The sequence below is a fragment of the Actinomadura decatromicini genome (genome assembly GCF_008121305.1).
In the GTDB taxonomy this organism is placed as follows: domain Bacteria; phylum Actinomycetota; class Actinomycetes; order Streptosporangiales; family Streptosporangiaceae; genus Spirillospora; species Spirillospora syzygii.
On sequence record NZ_VSRQ01000001.1, the window covers coordinates 1,064,282 to 1,078,238 of the forward strand.

The 13,957-nt window shown below is 72.6% G+C and carries 17 protein-coding genes; 5 read left to right on the forward strand and 12 right to left on the reverse strand.

All coding sequences use genetic code 11. The features are described from left to right. Positions 1 to 3: 3 nt before the first annotated feature. The 5 genes from FXF68_RS04205 to clpS form a co-directional block, all read right to left on the reverse strand. Complete coding sequence (locus FXF68_RS04205; RefSeq protein WP_148757551.1) at positions 4 to 951, reverse strand: PLP-dependent cysteine synthase family protein; 948 nt, start codon at positions 949 to 951, stop codon at positions 4 to 6. Between the two features lie 20 nt (positions 952 to 971). Next, on the reverse strand, positions 972 to 1,244 hold the full coding sequence (locus tag FXF68_RS04210) for a MoaD/ThiS family protein (protein WP_067903054.1): 273 nt from the start codon (positions 1,242 to 1,244) through the stop codon (positions 972 to 974). A gap of 330 nt (positions 1,245 to 1,574) precedes the next feature. Then, the gene (locus FXF68_RS04215) at positions 1,575 to 2,003 is read right to left on the reverse strand and encodes a M67 family metallopeptidase (RefSeq protein WP_148757552.1); all 429 of its coding nucleotides are present in this window, start codon (positions 2,001 to 2,003) and stop codon (positions 1,575 to 1,577) included. A gap of 71 nt (positions 2,004 to 2,074) precedes the next feature. After that, positions 2,075 to 2,599 (reverse strand): DUF2017 domain-containing protein, encoded by a 525-nt coding sequence (locus tag FXF68_RS04220; protein ID WP_148757553.1) that lies wholly within the window; start codon positions 2,597 to 2,599, stop codon positions 2,075 to 2,077. 2 nt (positions 2,600 to 2,601) lie between these two features. After that, on the reverse strand, positions 2,602 to 2,898 hold the full coding sequence (gene clpS, locus FXF68_RS04225; RefSeq protein WP_148758187.1) for an ATP-dependent Clp protease adapter ClpS: 297 nt from the start codon (positions 2,896 to 2,898) through the stop codon (positions 2,602 to 2,604). A 139-nt stretch (positions 2,899 to 3,037) separates the two neighbouring features. Here clpS and FXF68_RS04230 point away from each other — a divergent pair, with 139 nt between their 5' ends. The 4 genes from FXF68_RS04230 to FXF68_RS04245 all read left to right on the forward strand — a co-directional run bounded on the left by FXF68_RS04230 (position 3,038) and on the right by FXF68_RS04245 (position 6,308). Continuing rightward, entirely contained in the window at positions 3,038 to 4,390 is a 1,353-nt protein-coding gene (locus FXF68_RS04230; protein ID WP_148757554.1) for a nicotinate phosphoribosyltransferase, read from the forward strand. A 121-nt stretch (positions 4,391 to 4,511) separates the two neighbouring features. Beyond that, on the forward strand, positions 4,512 to 5,093 hold the full coding sequence (locus FXF68_RS04235) for an isochorismatase family protein (protein WP_148757555.1): 582 nt from the start codon (positions 4,512 to 4,514) through the stop codon (positions 5,091 to 5,093). 6 nt (positions 5,094 to 5,099) lie between these two features. Continuing rightward, positions 5,100 to 5,627 carry a gluconokinase gene (locus FXF68_RS04240; RefSeq protein WP_148757556.1) on the forward strand — a complete coding sequence of 176 codons (528 nt, stop codon included), beginning with the start codon at positions 5,100 to 5,102 and terminating at the stop codon, positions 5,625 to 5,627. A 99-nt stretch (positions 5,628 to 5,726) separates the two neighbouring features. Beyond that, on the forward strand, positions 5,727 to 6,308 hold the full coding sequence (locus FXF68_RS04245; RefSeq protein ID WP_148757557.1) for a Uma2 family endonuclease: 582 nt from the start codon (positions 5,727 to 5,729) through the stop codon (positions 6,306 to 6,308). Between the two features lie 335 nt (positions 6,309 to 6,643). Here the strand turns inward: FXF68_RS04245 and FXF68_RS04250 are convergent, their stop codons facing one another. The 5 genes from FXF68_RS04250 to FXF68_RS04270 all read right to left on the reverse strand — a co-directional run bounded on the left by FXF68_RS04250 (position 6,644) and on the right by FXF68_RS04270 (position 10,817). Beyond that, positions 6,644 to 8,398, reverse strand: a complete 1,755-nt coding sequence (locus FXF68_RS04250; RefSeq protein ID WP_148758188.1) for a DEAD/DEAH box helicase — start codon at positions 8,396 to 8,398, stop codon at positions 6,644 to 6,646. A gap of 36 nt (positions 8,399 to 8,434) precedes the next feature. Beyond that, on the reverse strand, positions 8,435 to 9,418 hold the full coding sequence (locus FXF68_RS04255) for a zinc metalloprotease (RefSeq protein ID WP_148757558.1): 984 nt from the start codon (positions 9,416 to 9,418) through the stop codon (positions 8,435 to 8,437). A 195-nt stretch (positions 9,419 to 9,613) separates the two neighbouring features. Next, positions 9,614 to 9,874 carry a DUF3039 domain-containing protein gene (locus FXF68_RS04260; RefSeq protein WP_174564937.1) on the reverse strand — a complete coding sequence of 87 codons (261 nt, stop codon included), beginning with the start codon at positions 9,872 to 9,874 and terminating at the stop codon, positions 9,614 to 9,616. A gap of 10 nt (positions 9,875 to 9,884) precedes the next feature. Then, a complete protein-coding gene (locus FXF68_RS04265) occupies positions 9,885 to 10,460 on the reverse strand; it encodes a YqgE/AlgH family protein (RefSeq protein ID WP_148757559.1) in 576 nt (191 codons plus the stop codon). 141 nt (positions 10,461 to 10,601) lie between these two features. Further along, on the reverse strand, positions 10,602 to 10,817 hold the full coding sequence (locus tag FXF68_RS04270) for a hypothetical protein (protein ID WP_148757560.1): 216 nt from the start codon (positions 10,815 to 10,817) through the stop codon (positions 10,602 to 10,604). Between the two features lie 7 nt (positions 10,818 to 10,824). Here FXF68_RS04270 and FXF68_RS04275 point away from each other — a divergent pair, with 7 nt between their 5' ends. After that, entirely contained in the window at positions 10,825 to 11,247 is a 423-nt protein-coding gene (locus FXF68_RS04275) for a hypothetical protein (RefSeq protein ID WP_148757561.1), read from the forward strand. A gap of 125 nt (positions 11,248 to 11,372) precedes the next feature. Here FXF68_RS04275 and FXF68_RS04280 read toward each other — a convergent pair whose 3' ends face one another. Continuing rightward, the gene (locus FXF68_RS04280; protein ID WP_148757562.1) at positions 11,373 to 12,776 is read right to left on the reverse strand and encodes an NAD-dependent malic enzyme; all 1,404 of its coding nucleotides are present in this window, start codon (positions 12,774 to 12,776) and stop codon (positions 11,373 to 11,375) included. Positions 12,777 to 12,989: 213 nt separating this feature from the next. Then, positions 12,990 to 13,946 carry a tetratricopeptide repeat protein gene (locus FXF68_RS04285; RefSeq protein WP_187437704.1) on the reverse strand — a complete coding sequence of 319 codons (957 nt, stop codon included), beginning with the start codon at positions 13,944 to 13,946 and terminating at the stop codon, positions 12,990 to 12,992. Positions 13,947 to 13,957: the final 11 nt, after the last annotated feature.

Consider the following 13,957-nt stretch of genomic DNA (forward strand, 5'->3'; position numbering starts at 1 on the left):
GGGTCAGGCCCAGAGCTGCCCTTCGAGACGGGCCTCGGCCTCTTCGAGCGTCCCGCCGTAGGCGCCGGTGGACAGGTACTTCCAGCCGCCGTCCGCGACGACGAACACGATGTCGGCGCGCTCGCCCGCCTTGACCGCCTTGTTCGCCATCCCGATCGCCGCGTGCAGGGCGCCGCCGGTGGAGATCCCGGCGAAGATGCCCTCCTGCTCCAGCAGCTCGCGGGTGCGGCGCAGCGCGTCCCCGGACGTCACCGAGAAGCGCGTGGTCAGCACGGAGTCGTCGTACAGCTCGGGGATGAAGCCCTCGTCGATGTTGCGCAGCCCGTACACGAGGTCGCCGTACCGGGGCTCGGCCGCGACGATCTTCACGTCCGGCACCCGCTCGCGCAGGAACCGGCCGACGCCCATCAGCGTGCCCGTCGTGCCGAGCCCGGCGACGAAGTGCGTCACGGTCGGCAGGTCGTCGAGGATCTCCGGGCCGGTCGTCTCGTAGTGCGCGAGGGCGTTGGCCTCGTTGCCGTACTGGTAGAGCATCACCCACTCGGGGTTCTCCGCCGCCAGCCCCTTCGCCACCCGGACGGCCTCGTTGGAGCCGCCCGCGGCCGGGGAGAAGATGATCCGCGCGCCCCACATCTCCAGAAGCTGGCGGCGTTCGGCGGAGGTGTTCTCCGGCATCACGCACACCATCTCGTAGCCGCGCAGCTTGGCGACCATGGCGAGGGAGATGCCCGTGTTGCCGGACGTCGGCTCCAGGATCGTGCAGCCGGGGGTGAGCAGGCCCTCCTTCTCCGCCTTCTCGATCATGAAGAAGGCGGGGCGGTCCTTCACCGAGCCGGTGGGGTTGCGGTCCTCCAGCTTGGCCCAGAGCCGGACGTCCCCGCCCGGCGACAGCCGGGGGAGGCCGACGAGCGGCGTGCGGCCGAGCGAGTCCAGCAGCGAGTCGAAGCGCATGCGGGGGCGTCCAGACCGGCTCAGCCGCCGGCCACGGCGGGCAGGATGGTGACGCTGTCGCCGTCGGCGACCGCCGTCTCCAGGCCGCCGAGGAAGCGGACGTCCTCGTCGTTGAGGTAGACGTTGACGAACTTGCGCAGGCCCTTGTCGTCCACGAGCCGGTCGCGGAGCCCGGCGTGCCGGGTGTCCAGGTCGGCGAACAGCTCGTCGAGCGTGCCGCCCTTGCCCTCGACGGCCTTCGCGCCGTCGGTCAGGTTGCGCAGGATCGTCGGGATCCGGACCTCGATCGCCATCGCGGTGATCTCCTTCTACGTCGTACGGGGCTGGCCCGCCCCCTGCACACAACCGGGCGGGTGGCGGGATGATTCCAGGGCTTGCCTCGGGGCTTGATCCGGCGTCCCCCGGCCCTGGTCCAGGCGTGGTCTCGGGCGTGGTGTCGGGCGGAGCCGGCGGCGCGTCAGCGACAGTCGTAGACGACCTCGGCGCGCGAGTGCCCGAACAGGAAGCTCTGCACGGGTGGCACGGGCGCTGACCCGGCGCGGCGCCGTACGCCGCACGTCAGCCGCCCGGTTGTCCACATGCCGCCCAGTTTACCGGGCGCGGCCCGGCCGTCCCCGCCGCCGTCAGGCGTACGACTCGACGATCTCCACCTCCTCCTCGACGATCTCGCCGTCGACGAGGAGGTAGGAGCGGAACTCGACCTCGTCCGGGGCGCGGGTGGAGACGAGCACCCGGTGGATGCGCGGGTCGGCCAGCGACGACCGGAGGTAGTCGAGGTCCGTCCGGGACGGGTACGCCTCGGTCGAGGTGTGGGAGTGGTAGTGGACGATCGGCTCCTCGTCGTTGTCGTCCATCTCCCGGTCGACCCAGTACCACTCCTGGTCGTCGAACCGGTGGTAGGTGGGCGAGCGCTCGGCGTTGGTCATCGGGATGAACCGGGTCGGGCGGTCCGAGCCCTGGGGGCCGGCCACGATTCCGCATGCCTCGTCCGGGTGGTCCGCGCGGGCGTGCGCGATGATCTTGTCGACGAGGGCACGTTCGATCGTCAGCATGCCCCGAAGGCTACCCGGCGGGCCGCCCGCGGGCCGACGCCGGGCGGCTCACCGCCGGACTCGGGGGCGGCTCACCAGAGGGCGCGGACCAGCTGTTCCTGGAGCAGCGTCAGCCAGTCGTAGGCGGCGAACATGGGGGCGCGCGGGTCGTCCGCGGTCATCCGCTCGGCCTCCTCGTACCACTCCTCGGTGATGTCGAGCCGGGTGCCGAGCGCCAGCCGGACGTCGTTCAGCGCCCGCAGCCACGCCTGGGCGCGCTCCTCGTCCAGGACGATCTCGCCCTTCCCCTCCAGGGAGGCGAGCACCGTCCCGGCCGCTTCGCGCTTGCCGTCCCGCAGCCCCATCTCGGTGTAGCGGCGGAACTCCTCGGCGGCCTTGCCGTCGTCGCGGTAGGCGTCCGGGAACAGCCGCGCGAGGACCGGGTCGTCCGGCTTGACGGCGTTCTGCGAGATGCCCATGGAGGCCAGCTCGTCGTCCGCGCCGGGGGCGTCGCCGAGCAGGGCGAGGAGCTGCTCCATGAGGGCGCGCAGGAGCGCGACCTCCTCGGTCTCCAGCCGGACCCTGATGCCCTGCCGGGTCCGCTTCACGTTGCTCACGGCTAGTCGTCCCGCCTCACGGTCGCCCACAGGCCGTAGGAGTGCAGGATCTCGACATCGCGCTCCATCTCCTCGCGGGTGCCGTTCGCGACGACCGCCCGGCCCTTGTGGTGGACGTCGAGCATCAGCTTCTCGGCCTTGGGCTTCGCGTACCCGAACACGGCCTGGAACACGTATGTGACGTACGACATCAGGTTGATCGGGTCGTTCCAGACGATGGCCAGCCAGGGACGGTCGGCGCTCACGTCCTCCTCGGCGCCCGGCCGCTCCAGTTCGACGGGCGCCGGCGCCGTGCCCATCGCGGTCGCCGTGCCAGCGACGGCCGTTACGCGCGCGCTCATGGCGCTCATTCCGCGTGCCCCCTCTCTCCGTCAGGTCGGTCCGCCCACCGCACCCGATGCTATGCGCGCTCCCCCGGGTGCGGCGGCCTGCCCGACCATGGTGCCCACAGTGGGCCTTAGGGTTCCACTTGTGGACCTTGGTGACGGCACCGCCCTGCTGACGGACAGGTACGAGCTGACCATGCTCCAGGCGGCGCTGCGCAGCGGGACGGCCGACCGCCGCGCCGTCTTCGAGGTGTTCGCGCGCAGCCTGCCCGCCGGGCGCCGGTACGGCGTCGTCGCCGGGACGGGACGCCTCCTCGACGCCCTCGACGCTTTCCGGTTCGACCCGGACGAGCTGGAGTACCTGTCCGCGAACGGCATCGTCGACGAGCCGACCGCGCGCTGGCTGGAGAAGTATCGCTTCACCGGCGACGTCTGGGGCTACGCCGAGGGCGATTGCTATTTCCCGGACTCGCCGATCCTGGTGGTGGAGGGGACGTTCGGCGAGGCCGTCCTGCTGGAGACGCTCGCCCTGTCGATCCTGAACCACGACTGCGCGATCGCGTCGGCCGCGTCCCGGATGGTGCGGGCCGCGCAGGGGCGGCCGATCATCGAGATGGGGTCGCGGCGCACGCACGAGCGCGCCGCCGTCGCCGCCGCCCGGGCCGCCTACGTCGCGGGGTTCGCGACCACGTCCAACCTCGCGGCGGGACGGCTGTACGGCGTCCCTACCGCGGGGACGAGCGCGCACGCGTTCACCCTCCTGCACGACAGCGAGCGGCACGCCTTTGAGGCGCAGCTCGCCTCGCTCGGCGCGAGCACGACGCTGCTGGTCGACACCTACGACGTCGAGCGGGCCGTCCGGACGGCGGTGGAGCTGGCGGGGCCCTCGCTCGGGGCCGTCCGGATCGACAGCGGCGACCTCGGCGTGGTGGCGCGGCGCGTCCGCGACCAGCTCGACTCGCTCGGCGCCCGCGACACCCGCATCGTCGTGACCGGCGACCTGGACGAGTACGGCATCGCCGCCCTCGCCGCCGCGCCCGTCGACGGGTACGGGGTCGGGACGTCCCTGGTCACCGGCTCGGGCGCGCCGACCGCGTCGCTCGTCTACAAGCTCGTCGCCCGCGCGGACGGCCCCGCGGACGACGCCCCCATGCGCCCGGTCGCGAAGCGGTCCACCGGCAAGCCGAGCCGGGGCGGGCGCAAGACCGCCGTCCGGCGGGTGGACGGGCACGGCACCGCCTACGCCGAGACGGTCTCCACCGGCGAGCCGGGGGCCGGGCCGCGCGACCGCGTCCTCCAGGTGCCGCTCGTCCGGGACGGCGAGGTCGTCGGCCGCGAGCCGCTCCGCGCGGCCAGGGAGCGCCACGCCCGCGCCGTCGCGGAGCTGCCGCCGACGGCGACGCAGCTGTCCAAGGGCGAGCCCGCCGTCCCGACCGAGTTCGTCGACGGCGGCCCGCGCCACTGAACCGGCGCCGCTGAACCGGCACCATTGAACCGGCACCGGGGGTCGCGCCCTTCACGGAGGAATCCGCGTCGCTGGGGTACGGTCCCCAGTGAGCCCTCTTTTCATCTTCCGGGGAGCGGTCATGGGCAAGAAGGCGCTGATCATCGTTGACGTCCAGAACGATTTCTGCGAGGGCGGCTCGCTCGCCGTCGCGGGCGGCGCGGACGTCGCCACCGCGATCTCCGGGCACGTCGCCGGGCACCGGTCCGACTACGCGCACATCGTCGCGACCCGCGACTTCCACCTCGACCCGGGCGACCACTTCTCCGCCGCGCCCGACTTCGCCGACACCTGGCCGCCGCACTGCGTGATCGGGACGCCGGGCGCCGACTTCCACCCGAACCTCGCACTCGCGCCCATCGAGGCCGTGTTCAGCAAGGGCCGCGAGTCCGCCGCCTACAGCGGCTTCGAGGGCGTCTCCGACGACGAGCAGCCGCTCGCCGACTGGCTCGCCGCCCGCGGCGTGGACGCCGTCGACATCGCGGGCATCGCCACCGACCACTGCGTCCGCGCGACCGCCGTGGACGCCGCCCGCGCGGGGCTGCGGACCACCGTCCTGCTCGACCTCACCGCCGGTGTCGCCAAGCCCACCGTCGACCGCGCCCTGGAGGAACTGGCGGACGAGGGCGTCACCCTCTCCGGCGCCCCCGTAGTGGCCTCCTGACCCGCGATGACGCCCCCCAAAGTCATCATCGTCGCGGGAGTCGCCGGAAGCGGGAAGACCACGGTCGGCGCCATCCTCGCCGAGCGCCTCGGCTGGGACTACGCCGAGGCCGACGTCTTCCACACCGAGGCCGCCATCGAGAAGATGCGCTCCGGGCGCCCCCTCACCGACGCCGACCGGCTCCCCTGGCTGCGCGCCATCGCCGCCTGGATCGACGACCGGCTCGCCACCGGCCGTCCCGGCGTCGTGAGCTGCTCGGCGCTCAAGCGCCGGTACCGGGAACTGCTGGCGGACGGCCGCCCCGGCGTCCGGACGGTCATGCTGGACGGCGACCGCGACACGATCGCCGCCCGGATGCGCTCCCGCGAGGGCCACTTCTTCGACGTCGCCCTGCTCGACAGCCAGTTCGCCGCCCTCGAACGCCCGACCCCGGACGAGAACGTCCTCGTCCTCCCCGTGACCGGCACCCCCGAGGAGACCGTCGACCGCATCCTCACCGCCCTCGACCTCGCCCCCGGGCACCTGCGCGCCTAGCCTCCGCCGAGGGGAATTCTCCGGCCTCTCACGCCACGATGCCGCTGCTAGGTTGGGGAATACGACGCCACCACCGTCGAACCCACGAGGAGAACTCCGATGACGGCGATGCCGGACGGGGCCATGCCTGAAGAGCCGTCGTTCGTCCGTGAAGACCTGCGCGAGGCGTTCGCCGCGCTCGAAGTGATGCCCGGCTTCCGGGCCGAACTCATAGATGGAGAGATCATCGTGTCGCCGACCCCCGACGGGCAGCACGAGACCATCGTCGTGGCGATTTACGACTGGCTGCGCGACACGCATGACCTACGGTTGCACAGCAATCTGACGCTGATCAGCCCCGAGGGAGAGTACGTACCCGACGGGATCGCCGCCCCCAAGGGGACATTCGCTGGGCGCGACTGGCACAGCAAGCCTGACGGCGTGGTCATGGTCGTGGAAGTCACCTCCGGTCGGCGGGGAGACCGCAAGGGGGCAGAACGCGACCGGGGGCCCAAGCGCCAGGGGTACGCCGCCGCCGACATCCCGCTGTACCTGTTGATCGACCGGCTGGAGGGAAAGGCCACGATCTTCTCCGAGCCGCGAGGCAACGAATACACCCACAGCGCCTCGGTCGCCTTCGGCGAAGACCTGCCCATTCCCACGCCACTCGAAAGCGTCCTCCCCACCGACGAGTTCTTCTAGGCCGCGCACCAACCGTTCGGCGTCGGCGCTCCGACGACGAGCGACCGGCGGGCAACGCTCAAAGAAGCGTCACGGCCCGACCCGCGCGGGGCTGTGCACCTCGGCGGACTGGCGGGCTGCTGCGCGGGCACGGGTACACCGCCGACGTCGTGGCCGGGCGTCTCCGGGCCCCGGACGGCCCGGACCTCTGGGGCGGGGTGGTCGAGTGCGGGGAACGGCCCCACGATGACAACCGCCCGTGGGCGGAAGGGGTCTCCTGGGTCTGTGAGGCCGACCACCCGACCGCGCCCTGGTGACGGTCAAGGCCGCGCTGAGAGGGGTCGACACATGAGCCTCTAGTGGCGGCGTTTGGCGGCCCAGTCTCGGATCTTCGCGATGCGTTTGCGGATGTCGGCGGCGCTGGCCTGGGCGACCGGCGGGCCGCCGCAGGTGCGCTGCAGTTCGTTGTAGATGACGCCCTGCGGCTGCCCGGTGCGGTGGTTCCAGGCGTTGACCAGGCCGTTCAGCTCACGGCGCAGGGCCGCCAGGTCTTCGGCGGCGGTGCGGTCGGCGCGGTCCTCGCGGGGGTCGCCGGTCTTGCGGCGCCGCTCGTTGGCGAGCTGGTCGGCCTGCCGCTTGCGCAGCAGCGCCGACACCTGCTCGGGCTCCAGCAGGCCGGGGATGCCGAGGTACTCCTCCTCCTCGGCCGAGCCGGGCTGGGCGTGCATGCCGAACTCGCCGCCGTCGTAGAGGACGCGGTCGAACGTCGCGGACGCCTCGACCGTCTCGAACGGCAGCTCCTCCCCCACCGCGTCGGGGGTGTCCTGCTGCCGGTTGGCCTCGGCGAGCAGGTCGTCGTCGAGGCCGTCCTCGCGGACGGGACGGTCGAGCACGTGGTCGCGCTCGGTCTCCATCTCGGCGGCGTGCCCCATCAGCGTCGGCACCGACGGCAGGAACACCGAGGCCGTCTCGCCGCGCTTGCGGGCGCGGACGAAGCGCCCGATGGCCTGCGCGAAGAACAGCGGCGTGCTGGTGGACGTCGCGTACACGCCGACGCACAGCCGCGGGATGTCGACGCCCTCCGACACCATCCGGACGGCGACCATCCACCGGTCGTCGGTCTCGCCGAACGCCTTGATCTTCTTGGACGCGGACGGGTCGTCCGACAGCACGACCGTCGCGCCCTGCCCGGTGACGCCGCGCAGCATCTTGGCGTAGGCGCGGGCGGTCTCGTGGTCGGTGGCGATGACGAGGCCGCCCGCGTCCGGGATGACGCGGCGCAGCTCGGTGAGGCGGCGGTCGGCGGCGGCGAGCACCTGCCCGATCCAGTCGCCCTTCGGGTCGAGCGCGGCACGCCACGCCTGGGCGGTCTGGTCCTGGGTGAGGGGCTCGCCGAGGGTCGCGGTGATCTCGTCCCCGGCGCGGGTGCGCCAGCGCATCTCGCCCGCGTACGCCAGGAAGATCACCGGCCGGACGACGCCGTCCGCGAGCGCCGGGCCGTAGCCGTAGGTGTAGTCGGCGCGGCTGCGGCGGACGCCGTCCGGCCCCTCGTCGTACTGGACGAACGGGATCGGGTTGATGTCGGTGCGGAACGGCGTGCCGGACAGCCCGAGCCGCCGCGTCGCGGGCTCGAACGCCTCCCGGACGGCGTCGCCCCAGGACAGCCCGTCGCCCGCGTGGTGCACCTCGTCGAAGATGACCAGCGACTTGCGGGACTCGGTGCGGTTGCGGTGCAGCGCCGGCCGCGCCGCCACCGTCGCGTAGGTGACGGCAATGCCGTGGAAGTCCTTGCCGACCGGCCCGTCGCCGTTCTGGTACTCCGGGTTGATCTTGATGCCGACGCGGGCCGCCGACTCGGCCCACTGCCGCTTCAGGTGCTCTGTCGGGCACACGATCGTGATCGCCGAGACGACGCGGCGCTCCATCAGCTCGCGGGCGAGCCGGAGCGCGAACGTCGTCTTCCCGGCGCCCGGCGTCGCGACCGTGAGGAAGTCTCGCGGGCCGGGCTGCTGCCCGTCCCTCCCGAAGTATGCCTCCAGCGCCTGCTGCTGCCAGGCGCGCAGGGACGACGCCGTCCCCCAGGCGGCCCGCTCGGGGAAGGCGGGAGGCATGCTCGACGCTGCGAAGGTGCTCACGGTCATCGAAGGCTACCGAGACCCGCCGACAGATCGGGCCGCTCCGGGCGCACGTGTGCCGAGATCCACACCGCGGCCGGTCCGCCGCGCGGCCGGATCGGCGTGCCGGTGGCCGCGCCGCCCGGACCGGTACGCCGCCCACGCGGCGCGGATCCGGCGGCCCTGACCTGCGGTGAACTCGCGCATGCAGGTGTCGTGGCCGTAGTCCATGAAGTTGTGCACCGGGTCGCGGCCGCGCTGCGGGCACGTGTCGCGGTAAGTCGGGCATCCTTCCGCCGGGTCGGCCTCGTACGGTGTGTCGGCCACCCCGTCCCCCGGCGGGACGCAGCCGCCCTGGAACGTGTGCAGCAGGCCGAGCCAGTGCCCGATCTCGTGGACGGCCGTGTACCCCCGGTCGAACGGCCCGCCCGCGTTCTTCGGCAGCGCGCGGTAGTCGATGACGACGCCGTCGAGCCTCGGGTGCTCGCGGTACCACTGCGGGAACGTGGAGAAGCCGAGCACGTCCGTTCCCACGGCGGCGGTGTAGACGTTGAGGGTGCCGCGCCCGCCCCTCCGGAGCCGCTTCTTCATCGACCCTTCGTACTCCTGCGGGTCGCTGAACCAGTCGGAGTCGTTCGTCCAGTCGGCGCTCGCCAGGCGGAACCGGACGCCGGTGTCGGCGCCGCCCCTGCGTCCCCCGTAGGCGGCGTTCAGCGTGGAGACCTGGCGCCGGACGACCGACGCGGGCACCCGCCCCCTGCTCCCGCTGTGGACGACGTGGAACCGCACCGGCACGACCAGCCGGGCCCTGCGCAGCGCCATGTCGAGCCGCTGCTCGTCGGACGTCCCGAACCGGCCGAGGAGCGTCCGCCGCAGATCGCCGAGCAGCGCGGCGGACTGCTCGCCGCCGAGATCGGCCCGGTCCCCCGGCCGGGCCCGGCGGGCCGTGCCCGCCCGATCGCACCCGTCGCCCCGCGCGGCGGCCGGAACGGCCCTGACCCGCGTCCTGTCACCCATCGCGCCTGATGCGCCACACACCGTAACCAACAGTGCGCACAACGAAATCCCGGCGAGCCGCCGCAATTCATCCCCCGTGAAATTGTGCGCGCCGGGCCCCCCGCCCGGCGCGGAACGCCGGCCGCCGAGCGGCGGCCGGTCCGATCAGGTCAGCCCCAGATCAGGTCAGCCCGGATCAGGTCAGCCCGGATCAGGTCACTCGTCGCCCTCGCGGCCCGGCTGCATGGATTCGTAGATCTCCTTGCACTCCGGGCAGACGGGGAACTTCTTCGGGTCCCGGTTCGGCACCCAGACCTTGCCGCACAGCGCGATCACCGGCGTGCCGGACACGGCGCTCTCGGTGATCTTCGCCTTCTTCACGTAGTGCGCGAACCGCTCGTGGTCCCCGTCACCGTGCGAGAGGTCCGGCCGCACATCTGTCTGGGTGTCGCCGTCGGGCAGGATCTTCGTACTCACGTCGCTCACCTTAGTTCAGCGTCGGGTCCTCGGGGAAAGTGGAGACGAACGCCAGGTCGCCGCCCTGCCTGCGCAGGACGTGCTGCCAGAGCCGCGCCGGGTCGCCCGCGAAGACGTCGCCCGCCTCGGCCGGGACCAGGTACCAGGAGCCGTCCTCGATCTCGGAGCGCAGCTGCCCGGCCGACCAGCCCGCGTATCCGGCGAACACGCGCAGCTGAAGCAGCTCCGCCGCGAGCAGGGCCGGCGGTGCCTCCAGGTCGACGAGGCCCACCCGCGCGACCTCGGCGCCGCCGTCCAGCGCGCGCCAGCCGAGCGGCTCGTCCTCTCCCGGGAGGCGGGCCAGGGCGAGCGCGTTCTCCAGCGCGACCGGGCCGCCCTGGAAGACCACCGCGGGCCCGGTGACGAGCTCCGCCCACGGCGGCAGGACGCGGTCGACCGGGATCTCGGTCGGCCGGTTGAGGACGACCCCGAGCGTGCCGCCGTCGATGTCGTGCTCGACCAGCAGGACGACACTGCGCCTGAAGTTCGGATCCTCCAGCTGGGGGGTCGCCACCAGCAGCAGCCCGACCCTGATGCCGTCTTCCATGGGTTCCATCATGCGTTGCGCGGACCTCCGGCGGCACGTCCCCCCGCTCGTTAGCCTGTTACGCATTCCTATCGATGGGGATATCGGCACCACGAGAACCTAGGTTAAGAATGATCTAGGATCATCTGCCACCCGTGTTAACTACGGGCCGGGGAGGACAGCGATGCAGTTGCCCAGGGTCGTCATCGCCGCCGTGTTCTTCGTGATCGGAGCTCTGATCGCGATTCCGGCCCTGGTCCGAGCGGTGTCGCCGGACTCGGAGCCGTCCGCGTCCGCGACCACCTCGCCGACCGCGACGACGCCGAAGCCGTCGGGGACGCCGACCGGCGATCCGGCGCGGCCGGTGTCGGCCTCCATCGGGACAGTGTCCTGCCCAGCGCGGACGGTGAACGTCACCGTCCGGAACACCGGCACCCAGAACGAGGACTTCGGGATCGAGAAGAACGACGACACCGCCGCGATCCCCGGCGAGCTCCGCCCGAAGGCCACCCGGACGATCGCCGTCAAGCTCCGCGAGGACCGCGCCACCCGCGTCACGGTCAACTGGGCGAACAAGCGCATCGAGGCCCGGACGCTCAAGGCGAACTGCAAGAAGGCGGGGACGTCGCCCGCGCCGTCCAAGACCAGGACTCCGCCGCCGGCCAGCCTCCCGCACACCGGCCCGGACACCATGCTCTGGGCCCGGGCCGCGACCGGCGTCGGCATCATCCTCACCGGCGCGATCATCTTCTGGTACGGCGGCATCTGGCCGCGCCGCCGCGACCAGATGTTCGCCAAGAAGAACTGACCGGGATGAGCAGGGACCCGCGCGGCTCAGGCTCGCGCGGGTCACGCCTCAGCGGGTCCATGCTCAGTGCGGGTCCAGCTCAGTGCGGGTCACGCCGTCTCAGCGCGGGTCACGCCCGCGCGGGGTCACGCCTCGGTGCGGGGGCGGCCGCCCGCGGCCTCGCGGACGGCGCCCGCGACGCGGGTGGCCACGTCCGGGTGGAAGACGCTCGGGACGATGTAGTTCGGCCCCAGCTCGTCCGGCGTGACGACCTCGGCCAGCGCCGTGGCCGCCGCGGCGAGCATCTCCAGGGTGACGCCGTCGGCCTGCGCGTCCAGCAGCCCGCGGAAGACGCCCGGGAACGCCAGCACGTTGTTGATCTGGTTCGGGTAGTCGCTGCGGCCGGTCGCGACGACGGCGGCGTGCTCGCGGGCCTCGTCCGGCGACACCTCGGGCTCGGGGTTGGCGAGCGCGAACACGATCGCGTCGTCGTTCATCGTCGCGATGTCGTCGCCGTTCAGGATGCCGGGCGCGGACACGCCGACGAACACGTCGGCGTCCTTCACCGCGCCGCGCAGGTCGCCCGCGTAGCCGGACGCGTTGGTGTGCTCGGCGATCCAGCGGAGCGAGTCGTCGAGGTCGTCGCGGCCCTTGTGGACGGCGCCCCGGTAGTCGCACACGACCAGGTCGCGGGCGCCCGCGTGGATCAGCAGCTTCAGGATCGCGCTGCCCGCCGCGCCCGCGCCCGCCATCGTGATCCGGACGGCGCCGATGTCCTTGCCGACGACGCGGAGCGCGTTGGTCAGCGCGGCGAGCACGCAGATCGCCGTGCCGTGCTGGTCGTCGTGGAACACCGGGATGTCGAGCAGCTCGCGCAGCCGCGCCTCGACCTCGAAGCAGCGCGGGGCGGAGATGTCCTCAAGGTTGATGCCGCCGAACGCGGGCGCGAGGATCTGCACCGTCCGGACGATCTCGTCGGTGTCCTGGGTGTCGAGGCAGATGGGCCAGGCGTCGATCCCGGCGAACCGCTTGAACAGCGCGGCCTTGCCCTCCATCACCGGCAGCGCGGCCTCCGGGCCGATGTTGCCGAGGCCGAGCACGGCCGACCCGTCGGTGACGACGGCGACGCTGTTGCGCTTGATCGTCAGCCGCCGGACGTCCTCGGGGTTGCGGGCGATGGCGAGCGACACCCGCGCGACGCCCGGCGTGTAGGCCATGGACAGCTCGTCGCGGTTGCGCAGCGGCACCTTCGACTGCATCTCGATCTTGCCGCCGAGGTGCATCAGGAACGTCCGGTCGCTGACCTTGTGGATCTTGACGGCGTCGATGCCCTCCAGCGCCGCCGCGATCGACTCGGCGTGCTGGGTGTCGCGGGTCGCGATCGTGACGTCGATGCGCAGCGTCTCGTGCCCGGCGGTGTTGACGTCGAGCGCGGTCACGATGCCGCCCGCGTTCTCCACGACGTGGGTGATCTGGCTGACGGCACGGCCGCCCGCCGGGACCTCCAGCCGGACGGTGATGGAGTACGACACGCTGGGCACGCTCGCCACGAAACTGCTCCCTCTACTCCGGGATGACCCCGTCGCGGCCCAGCACGCCCCGTACAGCACGCTCCCGCCGCGTCAACCGAGCATACGCTCCGCGGCACGGTCGGGTGTCGCGGTCGTCCCCGCTCGTCCCGCGGGCACGCGCGTCAGACCGCGGTCTCGACGCCGTCGTGGTCGGCCGCGCTCGTCCGGCGGGCGCGCCGCGCCGCGAACCCGTCAGAACAGCGCGGACTGGAGGGAGCGGCGCGCCTTGGCGATGCGCGGGTCGTCCGGCGGCAGGACGTCGAACAGCGACAGCAGGTGCCGGCGCGCGGCGTCGCGGTCGTCGCCCGCGCTGCTCCGCACGGCCTTGAGCAGCCGCTCGAACGCCTCCTCCAGGCGCCCGTACACCATCTCCACGTCGGACGCGCTGATCTGCGCCTGCACGTCGCCGGGCTTCTCCGCGGCCTCGCGCAGGACGCGCTCGGCGTCCAGCCCGCGGGCGCGCAGGCTCAGCTCGACCGCCGCGAGGCCCTGCTTGGCCTGGACGTCGCGGGGGTCGCGGGCGATCAGCTCCTCGAACGCGGTCTTGGCGGCGTCGAGGTCGCCGCTCTGCAGGGCGTCCTCCGCCCGCTGCGAGAGCGGGTCGAGCGCGGGCGCCCCGGTCGCGTCGGCGGCCTGCTCCTCGCCCGCGGGGGCGTCCGGCAGGATGCCCTCCTTGCGGAGCGCCTCGAAGAGCTGGTCGATGGCCTGGCGGACCTGCGGCTCGGGCGCCGCGCCGTTCAGGAAGGGCAGCAGCTGCCCGGCGACGACCGCCGCGACGAACGGGATGCCCCGCACGCCCATCTGCTGCATGTACGCGCCGAGTTGCGGGTTGGCGTCGATGTCGACCTTGGCCAGGATCCATTTCCCGGCGGCCTCGGTGGCGAGCTTCTCCAGGATCGGGCCGAGCTGCTTGCACGGCCCGCACCATTCGGCCCAGAAGTCCACCAGGACGGGGACGGACTGCGACCGCTCCACCACCTCGGTGTTGAACGTCTCGTCGGTGACGTCCACGACGTACTGGCCGGCCGCGCCGCTCGCGCCCGCCGCCGCGCCGCCGCCCTGGGCCCGGCGCTCCTGCTGTTTCCTGGCGGCCGCCTGGCGCGCCCCCAGGTCGATGGCCCCGTGCAACGAAAAGTCCCGAGAAGGCATGGGTCCATCCT